At 71.3% G+C, this 21804-nt stretch carries 20 protein-coding genes; 17 read left to right on the forward strand and 3 right to left on the reverse strand.

All coding sequences use genetic code 11. The features are described from left to right. The first annotated feature begins 1 nt into the window (after position 1). Complete coding sequence (locus tag D3105_RS19110) at positions 2–1207, forward strand: hypothetical protein (RefSeq protein ID WP_425315747.1); 1206 nt, start codon at positions 2–4, stop codon at positions 1205–1207. A gap of 100 nt (positions 1208–1307) precedes the next feature. Further along, complete coding sequence (gene thrS, locus D3105_RS19115; RefSeq protein WP_118904347.1) at positions 1308–3284, forward strand: threonine--tRNA ligase; 1977 nt, start codon at positions 1308–1310, stop codon at positions 3282–3284. A gap of 49 nt (positions 3285–3333) precedes the next feature. Here the strand turns inward: thrS and D3105_RS19120 are convergent, their stop codons facing one another. Then, positions 3334–4011 carry a potassium channel family protein gene (locus tag D3105_RS19120; RefSeq protein ID WP_118904348.1) on the reverse strand — a complete coding sequence of 226 codons (678 nt, stop codon included), beginning with the start codon at positions 4009–4011 and terminating at the stop codon, positions 3334–3336. Positions 4012–4077: 66 nt separating this feature from the next. On the opposite strand from D3105_RS19120, the gene D3105_RS19125 reads away from it, so the two are divergent. After that, the gene (locus D3105_RS19125; RefSeq protein ID WP_030712517.1) at positions 4078–4641 is read left to right on the forward strand and encodes an HIT family protein; all 564 of its coding nucleotides are present in this window, start codon (positions 4078–4080) and stop codon (positions 4639–4641) included. A 56-nt stretch (positions 4642–4697) separates the two neighbouring features. Here the strand turns inward: D3105_RS19125 and D3105_RS19130 are convergent, their stop codons facing one another. Both D3105_RS19130 and D3105_RS19135 read right to left on the reverse strand, forming a co-directional pair. Beyond that, the gene (locus D3105_RS19130; protein WP_118904349.1) at positions 4698–6368 is read right to left on the reverse strand and encodes a hypothetical protein; all 1671 of its coding nucleotides are present in this window, start codon (positions 6366–6368) and stop codon (positions 4698–4700) included. Between the two features lie 153 nt (positions 6369–6521). Then, on the reverse strand, positions 6522–8747 hold the full coding sequence (locus tag D3105_RS19135) for an elongation factor G-like protein EF-G2 (RefSeq protein ID WP_118904350.1): 2226 nt from the start codon (positions 8745–8747) through the stop codon (positions 6522–6524). Positions 8748–9066: 319 nt separating this feature from the next. Here D3105_RS19135 and pgsA point away from each other — a divergent pair, with 319 nt between their 5' ends. The 14 genes from pgsA (at position 9067) to D3105_RS19205 (ending at position 21783) form a co-directional block, all read left to right on the forward strand. Continuing rightward, entirely contained in the window at positions 9067–9750 is a 684-nt protein-coding gene (gene pgsA / locus D3105_RS19140) for a phosphatidylinositol phosphate synthase (RefSeq protein WP_118904351.1), read from the forward strand. Next, on the forward strand, positions 9747–10658 hold the full coding sequence (locus D3105_RS19145) for a phosphatidylinositol mannoside acyltransferase (protein WP_118904352.1): 912 nt from the start codon (positions 9747–9749) through the stop codon (positions 10656–10658). The genes pgsA and D3105_RS19145 overlap by 4 nt, the downstream gene beginning before the upstream one ends. Next, positions 10655–11815, forward strand: a complete 1161-nt coding sequence (locus D3105_RS19150) for a glycosyltransferase family 4 protein (RefSeq protein WP_118904353.1) — start codon at positions 10655–10657, stop codon at positions 11813–11815. The genes D3105_RS19145 and D3105_RS19150 overlap by 4 nt, the downstream gene beginning before the upstream one ends. A 105-nt stretch (positions 11816–11920) precedes the next feature. Beyond that, positions 11921–12469: a hypothetical protein gene (locus D3105_RS19155; RefSeq protein WP_030712533.1), complete on the forward strand. Its 549-nt coding sequence runs from the start codon at positions 11921–11923 to the stop codon at positions 12467–12469. Between the two features lie 132 nt (positions 12470–12601). Beyond that, positions 12602–13522 carry a pyridoxal 5'-phosphate synthase lyase subunit PdxS gene (gene pdxS, locus D3105_RS19160; RefSeq protein ID WP_003970325.1) on the forward strand — a complete coding sequence of 307 codons (921 nt, stop codon included), beginning with the start codon at positions 12602–12604 and terminating at the stop codon, positions 13520–13522. Between the two features lie 6 nt (positions 13523–13528). Further along, positions 13529–14125, forward strand: coding sequence for a pyridoxal 5'-phosphate synthase glutaminase subunit PdxT (pdxT, locus tag D3105_RS19165; RefSeq protein WP_118904354.1), 597 nt, complete (start codon positions 13529–13531; stop codon positions 14123–14125). A 61-nt stretch (positions 14126–14186) separates the two neighbouring features. After that, the gene (locus tag D3105_RS19170; RefSeq protein ID WP_006123225.1) at positions 14187–14939 is read left to right on the forward strand and encodes a YebC/PmpR family DNA-binding transcriptional regulator; all 753 of its coding nucleotides are present in this window, start codon (positions 14187–14189) and stop codon (positions 14937–14939) included. A 153-nt stretch (positions 14940–15092) separates the two neighbouring features. Continuing rightward, positions 15093–15800, forward strand: coding sequence for a crossover junction endodeoxyribonuclease RuvC (gene ruvC, locus D3105_RS19175; protein WP_118904355.1), 708 nt, complete (start codon positions 15093–15095; stop codon positions 15798–15800). Next, positions 15797–16423, forward strand: a complete 627-nt coding sequence (ruvA, locus tag D3105_RS19180; protein ID WP_007457926.1) for a Holliday junction branch migration protein RuvA — start codon at positions 15797–15799, stop codon at positions 16421–16423. The genes ruvC and ruvA overlap by 4 nt, the downstream gene beginning before the upstream one ends. Before the next feature lie 29 nt (positions 16424–16452). After that, positions 16453–17538 (forward strand): Holliday junction branch migration DNA helicase RuvB, encoded by a 1086-nt coding sequence (ruvB, locus tag D3105_RS19185; RefSeq protein ID WP_118904356.1) that lies wholly within the window; start codon positions 16453–16455, stop codon positions 17536–17538. Positions 17539–17705: 167 nt separating this feature from the next. Further along, entirely contained in the window at positions 17706–18203 is a 498-nt protein-coding gene (gene yajC, locus D3105_RS19190) for a preprotein translocase subunit YajC (protein ID WP_118904357.1), read from the forward strand. 150 nt (positions 18204–18353) lie between these two features. Continuing rightward, positions 18354–20144, forward strand: coding sequence for a protein translocase subunit SecD (secD, locus tag D3105_RS19195; protein WP_118904358.1), 1791 nt, complete (start codon positions 18354–18356; stop codon positions 20142–20144). A gap of 1 nt (position 20145) precedes the next feature. Further along, entirely contained in the window at positions 20146–21228 is a 1083-nt protein-coding gene (secF, locus tag D3105_RS19200; protein ID WP_118904359.1) for a protein translocase subunit SecF, read from the forward strand. Between the two features lie 3 nt (positions 21229–21231). Beyond that, positions 21232–21783, forward strand: coding sequence for an adenine phosphoribosyltransferase (locus D3105_RS19205; protein WP_118904360.1), 552 nt, complete (start codon positions 21232–21234; stop codon positions 21781–21783). Positions 21784–21804 lie beyond the last annotated feature (21 nt).

Consider the following 21804-nt stretch of genomic DNA (forward strand, 5'->3'; position numbering starts at 1 on the left):
GATCCGCCGCGCCGCTGCCATCCGCCCCTGGCCCCCGCCGCTCGCCGAGGCCGGCACCGAACTGCCCGACCCCGCCGTCCTCGGCGCCCTCCTGCGCCGGCACGGCTGGCAGCGGCGCGGCGGAGCGCCCGGACGCTACGGCCGCTGGACACCGCCCGGATCCGCCGCCGGGGCCACCAGCCTGCTGGTGCCCGAGAGCGCGGCCTTCCCCGACAGCGGGGAGCTGATCGAGGAGGCCCTCCTCGCCCTCGGCCGCAGCGCCGACCCCTCCGCCCGCGACGTCCTCGTCTCCCTCGCCGTGCCCAGCGACGAGATCCGCTGGTGGCGCGAGGTCCCCGAATCGGCGGCCGGAGCGGCCGGGGCCGCGGGCTGGGCCGAGGCGGAGGAGCTGCGGTCGGCGGCCCGGCAGGTCCTCATGGCCGGGGCACTCGCGGCCCGCGGCCGGGCCGGCTACCACGGCGCCCGGCACCGCCGGAAGGCCCGGGCCGCCCTCGACGACGCCCTGATCGGGCCCGGCGCCGACGGCCGCGGCCTCACCGCGTACGTCCCCGTCGCCTCCGGGCGCGCCGTCGCCGTCCAGCTCTGCCACGCCCTGCACGCCACCCGGGAGGCCGTGGACTACCAGCGGGCCACCGGCGGCATGGAGGCCTTCGACAGCGCGATCGCCGCGGGCGTCGGCCGGGAGCTGACCGAGGCGCTGATCGCCCTGGTACGCGGCTCGGAAGGGGCCCGGATCGACCTGCGGTGGGCCCCCGCCGCAGGCATCCCGGACGGCTGCCCGGCCCGCCCCGCGCCCGTCGAGTTCTCCCCGGGCGACCTGCCCGCCCTGCGCGCCGCCGGAGCCCGCTACCTCCGCGACGAACCCGCCGTGCAGGTCCGACTGACCGGCGCTGTGGTCCGGCTGCGCCGCTCCGGGCCGCGCGGCGCGGGGATCGTACGGCTGCGGGTGCTGGCCGGGGCCGAGGTCGCGCACGTCCGCGTGGAGCTGGACGAGGAGGCGTACCGCATCGCGGGCCACGCCCACCTCGTGGGGCTGCCGCTGCGGGTGGACGGGCGGCTGGAGAACCGGGGCGGCTTCCGGCGGCTCACCGGGGCCTCACAGGTCGCCCCAGTCCAGGTCGACGAGGCGGAGCGGGACAGGCTGATGAAGGCGCTCCAGGAGAACGTCGACTTCTTCGAGGAGGCGTGCGCGGGGGAGGAGGCGTAGGGCCGCCCGGAAGGCGTTCGCGTCGGGGGCGTACGGCTCGGTACGATTCGTATCTCCCTGGCCGAGCGAGCCGGGGTGCCCCCTCAGACAGGAGAGACCGGTGTCAGACGTCCGTGTGATCATCCAACGCGATTCCGAGCGGGAAGAGCACGTGGTGACGACGGGCACGACCGCCGGTGAGCTCTTCCCCGGTCAGCGCACCGTCGTCGCCGCGCGCATCGGCGGCGAGCTGAAGGACCTGTCGTACGTCCTCCAGGACGGCGAGAGCGTCGAGCCCGTGGAGATCTCCTCCGAGGACGGCCTCAACATCCTGCGCCACTCCACCGCGCACGTCATGGCCCAGGCCGTGCAGGAGCTCTTCCCCGAGGCCAAGCTCGGCATCGGCCCGCCGGTCAAGGACGGCTTCTACTACGACTTCGACGTCGAGAAGCCGTTCACCCCCGAGGACCTCAAGGCCATCGAGAAGAAGATGCAGGAGATCCAGAAGCGGGGCCAGAAGTTCTCCCGCCGCGTGGTCTCCGACGAGGACGCCCGCGAAGAACTGGCGAACGAGCCGTACAAGCTGGAGCTCATCGGCATCAAGGGCTCCGCCTCCTCGGACGACGGCGCGGACGTCGAGGTGGGTGGCGGCGAGCTGACCATCTACGACAACCTCGACGCCAAGACCGGCGAGCTGTGCTGGAAGGACCTCTGCCGCGGTCCCCATCTGCCCACCACCCGCTTCATCCCGGCGTTCAAGCTGATGCGCAACGCGGCGGCGTACTGGCGCGGCAGCGAGAAGAACCCGATGCTCCAGCGCATCTACGGCACCGCCTGGCCCACCAAGGACGAGCTGAAGGCGCACCTGGAGTTCCTGGAGGAGGCCGCCAAGCGCGACCACCGCAAGCTCGGCAACGAGCTGGACCTCTTCTCCTTCCCCGACCAGATCGGCCCCGGCCTCGCGGTCTTCCACCCCAAGGGCGGCGTCATCCGCCGGGCCATGGAGGACTACTCGCGACGCCGGCACGAGGAGGAGGGCTACGAGTTCGTCTACAGCCCGCACGCCACCAAGGGCAAGCTCTTCGAGCAGTCCGGCCACCTGGACTGGTACGCCGACGGCATGTACCCGCCCATGCAGCTCGACGACGGGGTGGACTACTACCTCAAGCCGATGAACTGCCCGATGCACAACCTGATCTTCGACGCGCGCGGCCGCTCCTACCGCGAACTGCCGCTGCGCCTCTTCGAGTTCGGCACGGTGTACCGGTACGAGAAGTCGGGCGTCGTGCACGGCCTGACCCGCTCGCGCGGCTTCACGCAGGACGACGCGCACATCTACTGCACCAAGGAGCAGATGGCTCAGGAGCTGGACCGCACGCTCACCTTCGTGCTGAACCTGCTCCGTGACTACGGGCTGACCGACTTCTACCTGGAGCTGTCCACCAAGGATCCGGAGAAGTACGTCGGCTCCGACGAGACCTGGGAAGAGGCCACCGAGACCCTGCGTCAGGTCGCCGAGAAGCAGGGCCTGCCCCTGGTACCCGACCCGGGCGGCGCCGCGTTCTACGGGCCGAAGATCTCCGTGCAGTGCAAGGATGCGATCGGCCGCACCTGGCAGATGTCGACCGTGCAGCTCGACTTCAACCTGCCGGAGCGGTTCGACCTGGAGTACACCGGTCCCGATGGCTCCAAGCAGCGCCCGGTGATGATCCACCGTGCTCTGTTCGGTTCCATCGAGCGCTTCTTCGCCGTGCTCCTGGAGCACTACGCGGGCGCGTTCCCGGTCTGGCTCGCCCCGGTCCAGGCCGTCGGCATCCCGATCGGTGACGCCCACATCCCCTACCTCCAGGAGTTCGCCGCCAAGGCGCGCAAGCAGGGGCTGCGGGTGGACGTGGACGCGTCCTCGGACCGGATGCAGAAGAAGATCCGCAACCAGCAGAAGAACAAGGTCCCGTTCATGATCATCGCTGGTGACGAGGACATGGCCAACGGTGCCGTCTCCTTCCGCTACCGCGACGGTTCGCAGGAGAACGGCATCCCGGTCGACGAGGCCATCGCCAAGATCGCGAAGGCCGTCGAGGATCGCGTACAGGTCTGATCCGTACGGCAGAGGCTGGATCCTCACGCCGGAAGCGGCCCCCGGAGCGCTAATCCCGCTCCGGGGGCCGTTTCTCGTCCTCCCTGGTGAACACCTGGATCAGCCACGACGAGAACGACCCCGTCACCGCGCCCAGCAGCGCGAGACCGCCGGCCATCAGTCCCGCCGCGACCACCCGCCCCCAGAACGTGACCGGGGTGGCGTCCCCGTAACCGACCGTCGTCAGCGTCGCACAGGCCCACCACGCCGCGTCGCCGAAGCTGCGGATGGAGGCGCCGGGGACTGTGTGTTCGAAGTGGTAGACCGCCAGCGCGGCGGCGAAGCCGAGGAGGATGGCGGTCAGGCCGGCGTAGGAGATCACCCGCGCGTACAGGCTCAGCCGCGGCCGGTCGCGGCGGCGCTGGACCACCTGGTACACCTGCACCATGCGCAGCGGGCGCAGCAGCGGCAGCAGCAGGACCACGGTGTCGAGCCAGTGCGTCCGGAGGAAGCGCGCGCCCAAGCCGCTGAGGCGCAGCCGGGTCGCGTAGTCGACGAGGAAGAGCAGCCAGGTCGACCAGACGAGGATCAGCGCGATGTCGTTCCACGGCTCCGCCTCGTGCGGGGTCAGCACCCGGACCGCGTACCCGGTGAGGAAGAGCAGCCCCGCGAGGAAGAGCGGAACCTCCGTGCGCTGCTCCCACCGGGTCAGCCGGGCGGGTGGATCGGGGGCGGTTCGGTCGCTCATCGCCTCAGCATCGTGGGCGGCCGAGCGGTGCGGCCCCGGCGACACGCTCGGCCGGGGTGACGCAATATGCTGATCGGCATGACGAGTGAGCCGGAGCAGCAGATCGGCGTGGGGACGCCCGACGCATTCCAGCGCCTGTGGACGCCCCATCGGATGGCGTACATCCAGGGCGAGAACAAGCCGAGCGGCCCGGGTGCCGAGGACGGCTGTCCGTTCTGTTCGATCCCGGCGAAATCCGACGAGGACGGGCTCGTCGTGGCCCGCGGCGAGCACGTCTACGCGGTGCTGAACCTGTATCCGTACAACGGCGGCCACCTCATGGTCGTCCCCTTCCGGCATGTCGCCGACTACACCGAGCTGGACGGGCCGGAGACCGCGGAGCTGGCGGACTTCACCAAGCGGGCGATGGTCGCGCTGCGCGCCGCCTCCGGGGCGCACGGCTTCAACATCGGCATGAACCAGGGCTCCGTCGCCGGCGCGGGGATCGCCGCCCATCTGCACCAGCACCTGGTGCCGCGCTGGGGCGGGGACACCAACTTCATGCCGGTCATCGGCCACACCAAGGTGCTGCCCCAGCTGCTGGGCGACACCCGGGCGATGCTGGCCGACGCCTGGCCCGCCGCCGTCTAGGACGTCGAACGCAGAGGCCCCCGCCGCGGCGGGGGCCTCTGCCGTACGCGTCGTACCTACGCGTCGTAGACGTCGGCCTTGCGCGGGGCCGGGTCCTGGACGAGGCCGCTCAGTATGCCCGAGCGGTTGTCGAAGCGCTCCGTGTCGACGCCGTTCTCCGCGAGGACCCGCATCGCCGCCGAGTGGACCGCCCGCAGCACCGGGGTGGCGGCACGCATCGCGTCGTCCGCCATGAAGCGGTGGTTCCACGGCTTGGCCGCCCACGCGTGCCGGAGTCCGAACGGCTCGGGCAGCACGATCTTCCCGCCCAGGTAGTCCAGCAGCGGCGGATACCAGGTGAGGGGGGCGCGCAGGGCGAGCCGGACGACCTCCTTGGCGTCCACCAGCGCCAGTTGGACGTCCCGGGTCTCCCAGAAGCGGACGGTCTTGTTGACCGTCTTCGTCTTCGCCGCCGGTTTGGTGAGGAACAGTCCGTGCACCGGGCCGAGCGCATGGCCGGTGACCTCGATGCGCAGCGTCTCGTGGAGCACGGTGACGGTGATCATCATGGTGATCACCAGCTGGCCGTCCCAGAGGGTGAACTGGACGCCCAGGTAGTGCCGGTCGCCGCTGCCGAACTGCTGGTGGTTGCAGATCCGCTGTATCTCGTGGGGCTTCACCTGGAAGGTGGCGACGTCCTCGCCCTCGGGGCGGGTGACGGCGTCGGCGTTCTCCCCGATGGGCGAGACGATCCAGTGCTTCACGGACGGCTTGGGGAAGCCGCCGGTGTTCAGCGGTCCGCGCTCCAGCATCTTCAACTGGTCGTGAATGATCCGGATCAGGTCCCAGCTGCGGAACTGGTGGATCTCCTTCGTCGGGTCCTTGGGGACCAGCTCCTCGGCGAGCTGCCAGCTGCCCCAGCGGGTGCCCATGCCGAGGACGCCCTTGGGGCCGGCGTAGAAGACGGCGTTCGACTGCTGCTCGGCCGACAGCTTCTCCAGACCCTGGCGCAGGGCCTCGCGCGCGGTCTCGTTGGGGTTCTTCGGCACCGCCTCGGGGATCTTCGCGATCACCCCGGTGCCGGAGAGGAGCCCTTCCCAGCGGGCACGCATGTCCTTGGCCGAGGTCTCGGCGATCCGTTTGGCGAGCACCCAGCCGATCACCGGCGCGATGACCGCGCCCCGGAAGTAGAGGGCCCAGAAGCCGTCCAGCGGCAGCTTCACCACCAGGATCAGCGCACCGACCCCGAAGACGGCCAACAGCACCGTGCCGACGGCCTTGAACGCCGTGTCCTTGGACTTGTTGAGCGCGTCCCGGATCCGGAAGGCGATCACCCAGGCCAGCATGCCGGGCAGGAACAGCACGCCGAACACCACGGTCACCAGGGTGAGGCGGGTGTCGCGGGCCTTGCGCAGATTGTTCGCCGACAGGCAGTGCTCCACCACGGTCTGCGGGTCCGTCCCGAAGGACTGGATCAGCGCCTTGCGGGCGCCGCCGAGCATGCGCTCCTGGACGGCACGGGCGAACGCCTCACCGAGATTCGGCTTGAAGTAGTCGGACTTGAAGAGTTTGGAGGAGCCCGGCTTCACTTCCGATTTGTGCCACTCGCTGTTGGCGTCGAGGATCGCCTCCACCGGACTGTCCCGATACGCCGCCGAGGCCAGGGCGTTGGTCGCCACGGTCTGACTGCCCGAGCCCTGGATCGGGATCTGGGCCCCGGGTGAGAAGTCGAATCCGTCGTTGGCCACCTTGTCGCCCCCACTCGCCGCACGTCTGCTCCTGCGGTGTGCCCAACTACCGTACGCGGCATACCTTCTGAGCTGCGACCACAGCGTATCGTCCGGATCACACCACCACCGGTCACCGGCGTGAACGGAACGGCGTGTGCGACAGTGCGCCGGTCACGCGCCGGGGGACCCGTTCGCCGGCTCCGCGCGGACCCGGTCGGCGATCTGCGGCGGCATCGCCTCGTGCCGGGCGTACGTACGGTCGAAGCGGCCGGTGCCGTGCGACAGGGAGCGCAGGTCCACCGCGTACCGGCCGACCTCGATCTCCGGCACCTCCGCCCGTACGAGGGTGCGCCCGCCGGCGCTCTGCTCGGTGCCCACGACCCGGCCCCGCCGCCCCGACAGGTCGCTCATCACCGGGCCCACGTAGTCGTCGGGGACCACGACGCTCACCTCGCACACCGGTTCCAGGAGCTGGATGCGGGATTCGGCCGCGGCCTCGCGCAGCGCGAGAGCCCCGGCGGTCTGGAACGCGGCGTCCGAGGAGTCCACCGAGTGCGCCTTCCCGTCCAGCAGCGTGACCCGTACGTCGACCAGCGGGCGCCCGGCGGCCAGCCCCTTGGCGGCCTGGGCCCGGATGCCCTTCTCCACCGAGGGGATGAACTGGCGCGGCACCGCACCGCCGACGACCTTGTCGACGAACTCGATGCCGGAGCCCGGTGGCAGCGGCTCCACCTCGATCTCGCAGATCGCGAACTGGCCGTGTCCGCCGGACTGTTTGACGTGGCGTCCGCGCCCGGCGGCCCGGCCCGCGAACGTCTCGCGCAGCGGCACCCGGTGCGGTTCCGCGTCGACCTGGACGCCGTACCGGCTGCGCAGCCGCTCCAGGGCCACCTCCTGGTGGGCCTCGCCCAGGCACCACAGGACGACCTGGCCGGTGTCCGGGTTCTGTTCGAGGCGCAGTGTGGGGTCCTCGGCGACCAGCCGGGCCAGGCCCTGCGACAGCTTGTCCTCGTCCGCCTTGCCGTGCGCCCGTACGGCCAGCGGAAGCAGCGGGTCCGGTGTCGACCAGGGCTCGATCAGGACCGGGTCGCCGACCGCGGAGAGCGTGTCGCCGGTCTCCGCCTCGCCGAGCCGGGCCACGCACACCAGATCGCCCGCGATGCACCGGTCCAGCGCGTTCTGCCGGCGGCCGAACGGAGAGGTGAGCGCCCCGACACGGATCTCCGCCTCGTGACAGGGGCGCGGGGCGTGCCCCGTGGCGTCCAGGCCGTGGCCGCACAGGTGCACGGAGTCGTCGGGGCGCAGGGTGCCGGAGAAGACGCGGACCGTCGAGACGCGTCCCACGTACGGGTCGGAGGACGTCTTGACGACCTCGGCGACCAGCGGGCCCTCCGGGTCGCAGACCGGTGCGGGCCGGGGCTTGCCCGACGGGGTGGTGACGACGGGCGGGGTGCGCTCCAGCGGGGTCGGGAAGCCGCGGGTGATCAGCTCCAGCAGTTCGACAGTGCCGATGCCCTGGCGGGCGCCCTCGGCCGCCGGGGCCGCCGTGAGGACGGGGTGGAAGGAGCCCCGGGCGACGGCCCGTTCCAGATCGGCGATGAGGGTGGCGACGTCGATGTCCTCGCCGCCGAGGTAGCGGTCCATCAGGGACTCGTCCTCGCTCTCGGCGATGATCCCCTCGATCAGCCGGTTCCGGGCCGCCCGCAGCGGTTCCTCCTGCTCGGGCGCGGGCGGCAGCTCGGTGCGTTCGCCCGAGGAGTGGTCGAGGATCCGCCGACTCAGCAGCCCGGTGAGGCCGGTGAGTGGGGCGTGCCCGTCGGCTCCCTCGGCGCCCAGTACGGGCAGGTACAGCGGCAGTACGGCGTCGGGGTCGTCGCCCCCGAAGTTCTCGGCGCAGATCCGGATCATGTCGTCGAAGGAGGTGCGGGCGGTGTCCAGGTGCGTGACGACGATCGCGCGCGGCATGCCGACGAGCGCGCACTCCTCCCAGGCGGCCCGGGTGGTCGCCGCCACGGACTGGGCCTCCTGGGCCGCCGAGACGACGAAGAGGGCCGCGTCCGCCGCGCGCAGACCGGCCCGCAGCTCCCCGACGAAGTCCGCGTAACCGGGGGTGTCCAGCAGATTGATCTTGCACCCGTCCGAGGCCACCGGGACCAGTGAGAGCTGTACGGAACGCCGTCGGCGCTGCTCGATCTCGTCGTAGTCGGAGACGGTCGCCCCGTCCTCGACCCGGCCGGCCCGGTTCACTGCCCCCGCCGTCAGGGCCAGGGCCTCGACCAGCGTGGTCTTGCCCGATCCGCTGGGGCCGACCAGCACCACGTTCCGTACGGCGGAGGGGCGGTCGGCCGCCGGTGCTCCTCCGGCGGCTCCGGGGTGTGCGTGTGCCTTGTCGCCCATGGTGCGTGCCTCCCGGTCGATGGCGCGGTGCGGGGGAGGGCGACCGCGCGCGGAGCAGCGGTGGTCACGGGGGTGGGGAGGCCGCCGCGGCGGTCTCGGCGACGCCCGCGGTCCTTCGAGCTTGGCACCGCGGCGGGGCCTCGTCCATATCTCGCGCACGGGCGGCCCCGTCCAGGGATGGCGCCCCGGGCACGGCGGTGCCCGGGGCGGGTGACACCCGGCGGCGGGTGCCCGTCCGGTGGAAGGGACCGGCCGTGACTACGATGGGCCAGCCGGTGGCCGAAGGGGCCGCCCGGCGAACCGAACCCTCGGGAAGGCCATGCTGAACAAGTACGCGCGTGCATTCTTCACGCGTGTCCTCACACCGTTCGCCGCTCTGCTGCTCCGTCTCGGGGTCAGCCCCGACGCGGTCACTCTCATCGGTACGGCCGGAGTGATGGCAGGTGCGCTGGTCTTTTTCCCGATGGGGGAGTTCTTCTGGGGCACGATCGTCATCACGATCTTCGTCTTCTCCGACCTCGTCGACGGCAACATGGCGCGGCAGGCCGGGATCTCCAGCCGGTGGGGCGCGTTCCTCGACTCGACGCTGGACCGGGTCGCCGACGGGGCGATCTTCGCCGGCTTCGCCCTCTGGTACGCGGGCAGCGGTGACGACAACATCCTCTGCGCCGTCGCGATCTTCTGCCTGGCCAGCGGCCAGGTGGTCTCGTACACGAAGGCGCGCGGCGAGTCGATCGGGCTGCCGGTCGCGGTCAACGGCCTCGTGGAGCGCGCCGAGCGCCTGGTGATCTCGCTGGTCGCCGCCGGTCTCGCCGGACTGCACACGTTCGGCGTCCCCGGCGTCGACGTCCTGCTCCCGATCGCGCTGTGGATCGTCGCCGTGGGCAGCCTCGTGACGCTGATCCAGCGGGTCGTGACCGTACGCCGCGAATCGGCGGAGGCGGACGCCGCCGAGGCAGCCGCCGCGGGCGCCGCCGGGCAGGGGAGCGAGGCCGACCGGTGAGGGAGCTCAGGGGCCGGCTCACCGACGGGCTGTACGGGCTGGGCTGGGGGGCGGTCAAGACGCTCCCCGAGCCCGCCGCCGCCCGTCTCTTCCGCACCATCGCCGACCAGGTCTGGAAGCGGCGCGGCAAGAGCGTGCTGCGCCTGGAGTCCAATCTGGCGCGGGTCGTCCCCGACGCGAGCCCGGCGCGGCTGGCCGAGCTGTCGCGGGCCGGGATGCGCTCCTACATGCGCTACTGGATGGAGTCGTTCCGGCTGCCGACCTGGAGCCCGGAGCGGATCAGGGCGGGCATCGACGTCAAGGACGTCCACCTGCTCACCGATGGGCTGGACGCCGGGAAGGGCGTGATCATCGCCCTGCCCCATCTGGGCAACTGGGACCACGCGGGCGCCTGGGTCACCACCCACCTCAAGGTCCCCTTCACCACCGTCGCCGAACGGCTGGAGCCCGCCACCCTCTACGACCGGTTCGTCGCCTACCGCGAGGGCCTCGGCATGGAGGTCCTGCCGCACAGCGGCGGGGCCGCCTTCGGGACCCTGGCCCGGCGGCTGCGCGCGGGCGGCCTGGTCTGCCTGGTCGCGGACCGGGACCTGTCCGCGTCCGGCGTCGAGGTGTCGTTCTTCGGCGCCACCGCCCGGATGCCCGCGGGCCCGGCGCTGCTCGCCCAGCAGACCGGCGCACTGCTGCTGCCGGTCACCCTCTGGTACGACGGCACGCCGGTGATGGGCGCCCGCGTCCACCCGGCGGTCGAGGTGCCCGAGGAGGGCACCCGTACCGAGAAGACGTCCGCGATGACGCAGGCGCTGGCCGACGCCTTCGCCGGCGGGATCGCCGAGCACCCGGAGGACTGGCACATGCTCCAGCGGCTCTGGCTGGACGACCTGGACCCCCGGGGGGGACCGAAGTGAAGATCGGCATCGTCTGCCCGTACTCCTGGGACGTACCGGGCGGCGTGCAGTTCCACATCCGGGACCTCGCCGAACACCTGATCCGGCTCGGCCACGAGGTCTCCGTGCTGGCCCCCGCCGACGACGAGACACCGCTGCCTCCGTACGTCGTCTCGGCGGGCCGGGCCGTCCCGGTCCCGTACAACGGCTCCGTCGCCCGGCTGAACTTCGGCTTCCTGTCGGCGGCCCGGGTGCGGCGCTGGCTGCACGACGGCACGTTCGACGTGATCCACATCCACGAGCCGACCTCCCCGTCGCTGGGCCTGCTGGCCTGCTGGGCGGCGCAGGGGCCGATCGTGGCCACCTTCCACACCTCCAACCCTCGCTCCCGGGCGATGATCGCTGCGTATCCGATCCTCCAGCCCGCGCTGGAGAAGATCAGCGCCCGGATCGCGGTCAGCGAGTACGCCCGGCGCACCCTGGTCGAGCACCTCGGCGGGGACGCCGTCGTCATCCCCAACGGTGTCGACGTCGGCTTCTTCGCCCAGGCCGAGCCGAAGGCCGAGTGGCAGGGCCAGACGCTCGGCTTCATCGGCCGCATCGACGAACCGCGCAAGGGCCTGCCCGTCCTGATGAGGGCGCTGCCCGCGATCCTCGCCGCCCGCCCCGAGACCCGGCTGCTGGTCGCCGGGCGCGGGGACGAGGAGGAGGCGGTGGCCACGCTGCCGAAGGAGCTGCGCGAGCGCGTCGAGTTCCTCGGCATGGTCAGCGACGAGGACAAGGCGCGGCTGCTGCGCAGCGTCGATGTGTACGTGGCCCCGAACACCGGCGGCGAGAGCTTCGGCATCATCCTGGTCGAGGCGCTGTCGGCCGGGGCGCCGGTCCTCGCGAGCGACCTGGACGCCTTCGCGCAGGTGCTGGACCAGGGTGCGGCGGGCGACCTGTTCGCCAACGAGGACGCCGACGCGCTGGCCGAGGCCGCGATCAGGCTGCTGGGCGATCCGGAGCGCCGGAAGGGACTGCGCGAGCGCGGCGAGGCCCATGTACGGCGCTTCGACTGGGGGACGGTGGGGGCCGACATCCTCGCGGTGTACGAGACGGTGACCGACGGGGCCGCGTCGGTCGCGGCGGACGAACGCTCCGGGCTGCGGGCCCGGTTCGGGCTCGCGCGGGACTGAGCCCCGGGGGCCCGCAACTGACGGAGGCGCGGTCCGGGCCCCGGTACGCGGCCTCAGGGGCTCCTGTTGAAGCGGGGGCCGCCGGCGACGGTAGCGTGTGGGCCCGTGACCGTAACCCTCATCGTCTGGATCGTCCTCGCGCTCATCGCGATCGGCGTGTACCTCAGCTGGACCGCCGGCCGACTCGACCGCCTGCACTCCCGGATCGACGCCGCCCGCGCCGCCCTCGACGCCCAACTGCTGCGCCGCGCCTCGGTCACCCAGGAGCTGGCCACCTCCGGCGTCCTGGACCCGGCCGCCTCGATCGTCCTGTACGAGGCCGCGCATGCCGCCCGGCAGGCCGAGGAGGACCACCGTGAGGTCGCCGAGAGCGAGCTGAGCACCGCGCTGCGCGCCGTCTTCGGCGAACCGGCCCAGGTCGACGCGGTGAAGGAGATCCCCGGCGGCGAGGACGCGGCCACCGAACTGGCCGCCGCCGTACGCCGCGTGCCCATGGCCCGCCGCTTCCACAACGACGCCGTGCGTGCCGCCCGCGCCCTGCGCCGGCACCGCACCGTCCGGCTCCTCCGGCTGGCCGGGCACGCCCCGTTCCCGCTCGCCTTCGAGATGGACGACGCCCCGCCGGTGGCTCTCGCGGACCGCCCGGGCACCTGAGCCGGGGACGACCGAGGAAGGGATCCCAGGCCAAAACGATCCACGGCCTGTTCATTGGCCCTTGCTGTGGCCTGCTCCCACAGCGTTTGCTCGGCGATGCAGTATCCAGCGTCTTTCACCGAGTGAGGTCCCGTGTCCACGCTTCCCAGCACCCCGCAGTCCGCCGAGTCCCCCGCCACCGGCACCGCGCGCGTCAAGCGCGGCATGGCCGAGCAGCTCAAGGGCGGCGTGATCATGGACGTCGTCGACGCCGAGCAGGCGAAGATCGCCGAGGACGCGGGTGCCGTGGCCGTCATGGCCCTGGAGCGGGTCCCCGCCGACATCCGCAAGGACGGCGGCGTGGCCCGGATGTCCGACCCCAACATGATCGAGGAGATCATCGGGGCCGTCTCCATCCCGGTCATGGCCAAGTCCCGCATCGGCCACTTCGTCGAGGCCCAAGTTCTCCAGTCCCTGGGCGTCGACTACATCGACGAGTCCGAGGTCCTCACCCCGGCCGACGAGGTCAACCACAGCGACAAGTTCGCCTTCACCACCCCCTTCGTCTGCGGCGCCACCAACCTGGGCGAGGCCCTGCGCCGTATCGCCGAGGGCGCGGCCATGATCCGCTCGAAGGGCGAGGCCGGCACCGGAAACGTCGTCGAGGCCGTCCGCCACCTGCGCCAGATCAAGAACGAGATCGCGCGTCTGCGGGGCTTCGACAACAACGAGCTGTACGCCGCCGCCAAGGACCTCCGCGCCCCCTACGAGCTGGTCAAGGAGGTCGCGGAGCTGGGCAAGCTGCCCGTCGTGCTGTTCTCCGCCGGTGGCGTCGCCACCCCCGCCGACGCCGCGCTGATGCGCCAGCTCGGCGCCGAGGGCGTCTTCGTGGGCTCCGGCATCTTCAAGTCCGGCGACCCGGCCAAGCGCGCCGCCGCCATCGTGAAGGCCACCACCTTCTACGACGACCCGAAGGTCATCGCGGACGCCTCCCGCAACCTGGGCGAGGCCATGGTCGGCATCAACTGCGACACCCTGCCCGAGTCCGAGCGCTACGCCAACCGCGGCTGGTAACCACTGATGAGTGACACCACCCCTGTGATCGGCGTCCTGGCGCTCCAGGGCGACGTACGGGAGCACCTGATCGCCCTGGCCTCGGCTGACGCCCTGGCCAGGCCGGTCCGGCGCCCCGAGGAGCTGGCGGAGGTCGACGGCCTCGTCATTCCGGGCGGCGAGTCGACCACCATGTCCAAGCTGGCGGTCCTCTTCGGCATGATGGAGCCCCTGCGCGAGCGGGTCCGGGCCGGGATGCCGGTCTACGGCACCTGCGCCGGCATGATCATGCTGGCCGAGAAGATCCTCGACCCGCGCTCGGGCCAGGAGACCGTCGGCGGCATCGACATGATCGTGCGGCGCAACGCCTTCGGCCGGCAGAACGAGTCGTTCGAGGCCGCGGTCGAGGTCGCCGGGATCGACGGCGGCCCCGTGGAGGGCGTCTTCATCCGCGCCCCCTGGGTGGAGTCCGTCGGGGCGGAGACCGAGGTCATCGCCGAGCACGGCGGTCACATCGTGGCCGTACGCCGGGGAACTGCCCTCGCCACATCGTTCCATCCCGAACTGACCGGCGATCATCGCGTGCACGCTCTGTTCGTGGACATGGTGCGCGCAGTGAAGTGAGCGGACCCCGGTAGGATCTCTCGGGTTCGACTCGATTTTGGTGACGCGAAGGAGAAGGCAGATGTCCGGCCACTCTAAATGGGCTACGACGAAGCACAAGAAGGCCGTGATTGACGCCAAGCGCGGCAAGCTCTTCGCGAAGCTGATCAAGAACATCGAGGTCGCGGCCCGCTCCGGCGGTGTCGACCCCGATGGCAACCCGACCCTCGTCGACGCCATCCAGAAGGCGAAGAAGAGTTCCGTCCCGAACAAGAACATCGACTCCGCCGTCAAGCGCGGCGGCGGTCTCGAAGCGGGCGGTACCGACTACGAGACGATCATGTACGAGGGCTACGGCCCCAACGGTGTCGCGGTGCTCATCGAGTGCCTCACCGACAACCGCAACCGCGCCGCGTCCGACGTACGTGTCGCGATGACCCGGAACGGCGGCTCGATGGCCGACCCGGGCTCCGTCTCGTACCTGTTCAACCGCAAGGGCGTCGTGATCGTGCCCAAGGGCGAGCTGACCGAGGACGACGTCCTCGGCGCGGTCCTCGACGCGGGCGCCGAGGAGGTCAACGACCTCGGCGAGACCTTCGAGGTGGTCAGCGAGGCCACCGACATGGTCGCGGTGCGCACCGCCCTCCAGGAGGCGGGCATCGACTACGACTCCGCCGAGGCCAACTTCCTGCCGACCATGCAGGTCGAGCTGGACGAAGAGGGCGCGCGCAAGATCTTCAAGCTCATCGACGCGCTGGAGGACAGCGACGACGTGCAGAACGTCTTCGCCAACTTCGACGTGTCCGACGAGGTCATGGAGAAGGTCGACGCCTGAGGCGCGGCCGGCGCAGCACGGTACGACGGGCCGACGGGGGACACCCCGTCGGCCCGTCGTCATGTGATTGCGAGGCTTTGTCAGTGCGAGCCGATAGCCTGCGGGAACAGATGAACGAGTGGGCATCGCGAGCAGCGAGGACAGGGGGGCTCCATGCGGGTTCTGGGCGTTGACCCGGGACTGACCCGGTGCGGTGTCGGCGTGGTCGAGGGGGTCGCGGGCCGCCCGCTGACCATGCTCGGCGTCGGCGTCGTGCGCACCCCCTCGGACGCGGAGCTGGGCGACCGGCTCGTCGCCGTGGAGCGGGGCATCGAGGCCTGGCTCGACGAGTACTCCCCGGGTTACGTGGCGGTGGAGCGGGTCTTCGCCCAGCACAACGTCCGTACGGTGATGGGCACCGCCCAGGCCAGCGCGATCGCCATGCTCTGCGCCGCCCGCCGGGGCATCCCGGTCGCCCTGCACACGCCCAGCGAGGTCAAGGCCGCCGTCACCGGCTCGGGCCGCGCGGAGAAGGCCCAGGTCGGGGCCATGGTGACCCGGCTGCTCAGGCTGGACGCGCCGCCCAAGCCCGCCGACGCCGCCGACGCCCTGGCCCTCGCCATCTGCCACATCTGGCGGGCCCCCGCGCAGAACCGGCTCCAGCAGGCGGTGGCGGCCCACCGCACGTCGGGCGCGTCCGGCGCTGCCCGCGCGCCCGGTGTCTCGCGCACGCCGCGCGCATCCCGTACGCCCGGATCGTCCGGCACCACCCCCGGTGTAACCGGTACCTCCGGCACCGCCCCCGAGGCCGGCGCGTCCGCCGCACCCCGTACCTCCGGCGCGTCCCGCGCCCCGCGCACGCTGAAAGGCCGCACCGCATGATCGCCTTCGTCTCCGGCCCGGTGGCCGCCCTCGCCCCGACCACGGCCGTCATCGAGGTCGGCGGCATCGGCATGGCCGTCCAGTGCACCCCGCACACCCTCGCCGACCTGCGCGTCGGCAAGGAGGCCCGGCTCGCCACCTCCCTCGTCGTCCGGGAGGACTCCCTCACGCTGTACGGCTTCCGGGACGACGACGAGCGGCAGGTGTTCGAGCTGCTCCAGACCGCCAGCGGCGTCGGACCCCGGCTCGCCCAGGCGATGCTCGCCACCCACAGCCCCGACGCCCTGCGCCTCGCGGTCTCCACCGGCGACGAGAAGGCGCTGACCGCCGTCTCCGGCATCGGGAAGAAGGGCGCTCAGAAGCTGCTGCTGGAGCTCAAGGACCGGCTCGGCGAACCGGTCGGCGCGCACATCGGCCAGCAGGGCATCGGCACCCCCGTCACCTCGGGCTGGCGCGATCAGCTCCAGGCCGCCCTGATCGGCCTCGGCTACGCGAGCCGCGAGGCCGACGAGGCCGTCAACGCCGTCGCCCCGCAGGCAGAGGCCGCCGTCGCCGAGGGCACCGCACCCCCTGTGCCCCAGCTGCTGCGGGCCGCCCTGCAGACTCTCAACCGCGCACGCTGACCGGCACCGAACCACCGAAGAGGCCCTTGATGAACTGGGACGAGACCGGACCCGAGACCGACGAGCCGACCGGCCCGGTCTTCGACGACCGGCTGGTCGACGCGGACGCCGACGGCGAGGACACCGCGGTCGAGGCGGCGCTGCGCCCCAAGGACCTGGAGGAGTTCGTCGGCCAGGAGAAGGTCCGCGAACAGCTCGACCTGGTCCTCAAGGCGGCCCGCGCCCGCGGCGCCACCGCCGACCACGTGCTGCTCTCCGGCGCCCCCGGCCTCGGCAAGACCACCCTCTCGATGATCATCGCCGCCGAGATGAACGCCCCGATCCGCATCACCTCGGGCCCCGCCATCCAGCACGCCGGCGACCTCGCGGCGATCCTCTCCTCCCTCCAGGAGGGCGAGGTCCTCTTCCTCGACGAGATCCACCGCATGTCCCGGCCCGCCGAGGAGATGCTCTACATGGCGATGGAGGACTTCCGGGTCGACGTCATCGTCGGCAAGGGCCCCGGCGCCACCGCGATCCCGCTGGAGCTGCCCCCCTTCACCCTGGTCGGGGCCACCACCCGCGCCGGACTGCTGCCGCCCCCGCTGCGCGACCGCTTCGGCTTCACCGGACACATGGAGTTCTACGCCCCCGCCGAGCTGGAGCGCGTCGTCCACCGCTCCGCCCGCCTCCTGGACGTCGGCATCGACGTGGAGGGCGCAGCCGAGATCGCCGGACGCTCCCGCGGCACCCCCCGTATCGCCAACCGGCTGCTCCGACGCGTCCGCGACTACGCCCAGGTCAAGGCGGAGGGAGCGATCGACCGGGAGATCGCCGCGGCGGCCCTCAAGGTGTACGAGGTCGACGCCCGGGGACTCGACCGGCTGGACCGCGCCGTCCTCGGCGCCCTGCTGAAGCTGTTCGGCGGCGGCCCCGTGGGCCTGTCCACCCTGGCGGTCGCCGTGGGGGAGGAGCGCGAGACCGTCGAGGAGGTCGCCGAGCCCTTCCTCGTACGGGAAGGACTGCTGGCCAGGACCCCGCGCGGCCGGGTCGCCACCCCTGCGGCCTGGGCGCATCTGGGACTGGTCCCGCCGCAGCACGGAGCAAAGGGACAACAGGGTTTGTTCGGGGCGTGATATGTCACAGGTTCGCGCGGACAGGAACCTGGGTGCCATGCTGGGCGTTGTTCCATCGATGCGGACTCATCTAGACTCCGCCGATGCCGCCCTAACCGGTCGGTGTACCCACCCCCGTATATAGAGGCCGCATTCCAGTCGCGGTCGTGCGAAGGAATTCCCGTCCCGTGGATCTCATCACTCTCCTCCCCTTCATCGTGCTCATCGGGGCCATGTTCCTGATGACCCGCTCCGCCAAGAAGAAGCAGGCGGCGGCCGCGCAGATGCGCAACGACATGCAGCCCGGTACCGGCGTCCGCACGATCGGGGGCATGTACGCGACCGTGAAGGAAGTCCACGACGACACCGTGCTCCTTGAGGTCGCCCCCGGCGTGCACGCCGTCTACGCGAAGAACGCCATCGGCGCCGTCCTGGACGACGCGGAGTACAACCGCATCGTCCACGGCGACGACCCGGAGCTGGACACGGACGGCACCGTCGTTCCCGACGACGCCTCCTCGCTGACCGGGGACGCCGACGCCGAGGTCGCCAAGATCGACCTGGGCAAGGACGACGCGGCCGACGCCGAGACCGAGGACGCCACGGCCAAGGACGTCAAGGGCACCAAGGACGTCCAGGACGCCAAGGGCAAGGGCAAGACCGACGGCGACGCCGACTCCAAGTAGTTCTCACGATCCCGGGGACGTCGCGCGCCCACCGGCGCGGGGCGTCCCCGGGACCGTGCGGTCGTCTGCGGGGGCAGGGTCCCCACTACACTTCGTGGCCGCTCGGGCGCGTACCCGGCGCGGGGCGGTTGGACAGGGAGAAACGAGAAGGTGGCAGCACCCAAGAAGGGCCGAGGGCCGGCCGGCGGTCAGGGCAGGCCGGGGCGTGCCCTGGCTCTGATCCTCATCGTCATGGTCGCGCTCGCCGGCGGGATGTTCCTGTCCGGGCACACCACACCCCGGCTGGGCATCGACCTGGCCGGCGGCACGTCGATCACGCTGGAAGCGCAGAACCAGCCCGGCAAGCCGAACGCGATCAACCAGACCAACATGGACACCGCGGTCGGCATCATCGAGCGGCGGGTCAACGGTCTGGGCGTCTCCGAGGCCGAGGTCCAGACCCAGGGCAACAAGAACATCATCGTCAACATCCCCAAGGGGACGAACTCGAAGCAGGCCCAGGAGCAGGTCGGTACCACCGCCCAGCTCTACTTCCGGCCTGTTCTGACGGTGCAGGCGAGCGGCCCCGAGGCGCCCAAGCCCTCCGACTCCGCCAGCCCCTCGGCCTCCGGCACCCCGAAGCCCGGCGAGTCCGCCCAGGGCGAGGACAAGGCGACGGACGGGGACGAGCCCAAGGGCGAGGAGGCCACCGGTTCGGAGGCCACCCCCTCGGCGAGCGCCACCACCCAGGGCCGCGCGGTCACCGGCGCCCTGACGAAGGACGACCCGACCCCCGGCGCCTCCGACAAGCCGAAGGCGTCGGAGTCCCCCGAGGCGTCGCCCTCCGCGGACCCGGCCACGGCCAAGCTCCAGGAGGAGTTCACCAAGCTCGACTGCACCGACCCCAAGCAGCGGACCGACGCGGGCAAGAACGCCAAGCCCACCGACTCGATCGTCGCCTGCGGCTCGAACGTCCCGGGCAGCTACGAGAAGTACATCCTCGGCCCGGCCGAGGTCTCCGGCAACGACGTCGACGACGCCAAGGGCGCCATCGACCAGCAGTCCGGTGAGTGGATCGTGTCGATGGAGTTCACCTCCGCCGGCGCCAAGAAGTTCCAGACGATCACCGGCCGGCTCGCGCAGCAGCAGCCGCCGATGAACCAGTTCGCGATCGTCCTCGACGGCGAGGTCGTCTCCGCCCCGTCGGTGCGCCAGGCGCTCAGCAAGAACGCCCAGATCTCCGGCAGCTTCGACCAGCAGTCGGCCGAGGACCTCGGCAACATCCTCTCCTACGGTGCCCTGCCCCTGACCTTCAAGGAGGTCAGCGTCACCACGGTGACCGCCGCGCTCGGCAGCGAGCAGCTCCAGGCGGGCCTGATCGCCGGCGCGATCGGTCTGGCGCTGGTCATCATCTACCTGGTCGTCTACTACCGGGGTCTCGCGTTCATCGCCCTGCTGAGCCTTCTGGTCTCCGGCATCCTGACGTACACGATCATGTCCTTGCTGGGCCCGGCCATCGGCTTCGCGCTGAACCTCCCGGCGGTCTGCGGCGCCATCGTCGCCATCGGCATCACAGCGGACTCCTTCATCGTCTACTTCGAACGCGTGAGAGACGAGATCCGCGAAGGACGCACGCTGCGACCGGCCATCGAGCGTGCCTGGCCGCGTGCCCGCCGCACCATCCTGGTCTCCGACTTCGTGTCGTTCCTGGCCGCAGCGGTGCTCTTCATCGTCACCGTCGGCAAGGTGCAGGGCTTCGCCTTCACGCTCGGTCTCACCACGCTCCTCGACGTCGTCGTGGTGTTCCTCTTCACCAAGCCCCTGATGACGCTCATGGGCCGGACGAAGTTCTTCTCGAAGGGCGGCCCGTGGTCCGGGCTGGACCCGAAGCGGCTCGGCGCCCAGCCGCCGCTGCGCAGCTCGCGCCGTGTCAACGCCCCCACCGAACCGAAGGAGGCGTGAGATGTCGCGACTCGGCAATCTCGGCGCCCGGCTCTACCGCGGCGAGGTCGGCTACGACTTCATCCGCAACCGCAAGATCTGGTACGGCGTCTCGATACTGATCACCATCACGGCCATCATCGGCGTGGCGGTCGGCGGCCTCCGCATGGGCATCGAGTTCAAGGGCGGCGCGGTCTTCACGACCGACACCAAGGCCCAGATCTCCACCGCCCAGGCCACGGACGTGGCGACCGAGGCCTCCGGCCACATGGCGATCGTCCAGGAGCTCGGCAACGGCGGTCTGCGCATCCAGATCACCGAGGTCGACACCGCCAAGGCGAACGAGATCAAGGAGACCCTCTCCGACGAGCTCGGCATCCCCGCCGACGACATCAACGCGGACCTGGTCGGCCCCAGCTGGGGTGAGCAGATCGCCAACAAGGCGTGGACCGGACTCGGGGTCTTCATGATCCTGGTGGTGATCTATCTGGCCATCGCCTTCGAGTGGCGGATGGCCGTCGCCGCCCTCATCGCGCTGATCCACGACATCACCATCACGGTCGGCGTCTACGCCTTGGTCGGCTTCGAGGTCACCCCGGGCACGGTGATCGGTCTGCTGACCATTCTCGGTTACTCCCTGTACGACACGGTGGTCGTCTTCGACAGCCTCAAGGAGGGCCAGAAGGACATCACCAAGCAGACCCGCTACACGTACAGCGAGATCGCCAACCGCTCGATCAACAGCACCCTGGTCCGCTCCATCAACACCACCGTGGTGGCGCTGCTGCCGGTGGCCGGTCTGCTGTTCATCGGTGGCGGCGTCCTCGGCGCGGGCATGCTGAACGACATCTCGCTGTCGCTGTTCGTCGGCCTCGCCGCCGGTGCCTACTCCTCGATCTTCATCGCCACGCCGCTCGTCGCCGACCTCAAGGAACGCGACCCGCAGATGAAGGCGCTGAAGAAGCGGGTCCTGGCCAAGCGGGCCGCCGCGGCCGCCAAGGGCGAGTCCCCCGACGACGGCCCCGAGGGCCCGCGCGACGACGCGGAGACCGCGGGCACGGCGATCGGCCGCCCCCGGTCGCACCGCACCCCCGGGAAGCGCTGAGCGATGACGAGCACCACCGAATCCATCAGGGAGCTGCTGCTCAGCCGAATCCGCGATGTCGCGGACTACCCGAAGCCGGGCGTGGTGTTCAAGGACATCACGCCGCTGCTCGCGGACCCGGTCGCCTTCACCGCGCTCACCGACGCCCTCGCGGAGCTGTGCGTACGGCACGGCGCCACGAAGATCGTCGGCCTGGAGGCGCGCGGCTTCATCCTGGCCGCGCCCGTCGCGGTCCGGGCGGGCATCGGCTTCGTCCCGGTCCGCAAGGCCGGAAAGCTCCCCGGAGCCACGCTGAGCCAGACCTACGATCTGGAGTACGGCAGCGCGGAGATCGAGATCCACGCCGAGGACCTCGACGCCGACGACCGGGTCATGGTCATCGACGACGTCCTCGCCACCGGCGGCACCGCCGAGGCCTCGCTGGACCTCATCCGGCGGGCCGGCGCCCAGGTCGCGGGCGTCGCGGTCCTCATGGAGCTCGGTTTCCTCGCGGGCCGCGCCCGCCTGGAGCCGGGCCTCGCGGGCACCCCGCTGGAGGCCCTGATCACGGTCTGAGCACCGGACCGCGGTCCGGTG

The sequence above is a fragment of the Streptomyces globisporus genome, from assembly GCF_003501885.1.
GTDB lineage: Bacteria > Actinomycetota > Actinomycetes > Streptomycetales > Streptomycetaceae > Streptomyces > Streptomyces globisporus_D.

Bases quoted from the DNA above. Each gene is read 5' to 3' on its own strand.
- ruvC (WP_118904355.1), top strand. From the start codon at position 15,093: ATGCGGGTTCTGGGCGTTGACCCGGGACTGACCCGGTGCGGTGTCGGC.
- ruvB (WP_118904356.1), top strand. From the start codon at position 16,453: ATGAACTGGGACGAGACCGGACCCGAGACCGACGAGCCGACCGGCCCG.
- ruvA (WP_007457926.1), top strand. From the start codon at position 15,797: ATGATCGCCTTCGTCTCCGGCCCGGTGGCCGCCCTCGCCCCGACCACG.
- secF (WP_118904359.1), top strand. From the start codon at position 20,146: ATGTCGCGACTCGGCAATCTCGGCGCCCGGCTCTACCGCGGCGAGGTC.
- pdxT (WP_118904354.1), top strand. From the start codon at position 13,529: ATGAGTGACACCACCCCTGTGATCGGCGTCCTGGCGCTCCAGGGCGAC.
- D3105_RS19170 (WP_006123225.1), top strand. From the start codon at position 14,187: ATGTCCGGCCACTCTAAATGGGCTACGACGAAGCACAAGAAGGCCGTG.
- D3105_RS19205 (WP_118904360.1), top strand. From the start codon at position 21,232: ATGACGAGCACCACCGAATCCATCAGGGAGCTGCTGCTCAGCCGAATC.
- D3105_RS19125 (WP_030712517.1), top strand. From the start codon at position 4,078: ATGCTGATCGGCATGACGAGTGAGCCGGAGCAGCAGATCGGCGTGGGG.
- pgsA (WP_118904351.1), top strand. From the start codon at position 9,067: ATGCTGAACAAGTACGCGCGTGCATTCTTCACGCGTGTCCTCACACCG.
- D3105_RS19120 (WP_118904348.1), bottom strand. From the start codon at position 4,011: ATGAGCGACCGAACCGCCCCCGATCCACCCGCCCGGCTGACCCGGTGG.
- D3105_RS19135 (WP_118904350.1), bottom strand. From the start codon at position 8,747: ATGGGCGACAAGGCACACGCACACCCCGGAGCCGCCGGAGGAGCACCG.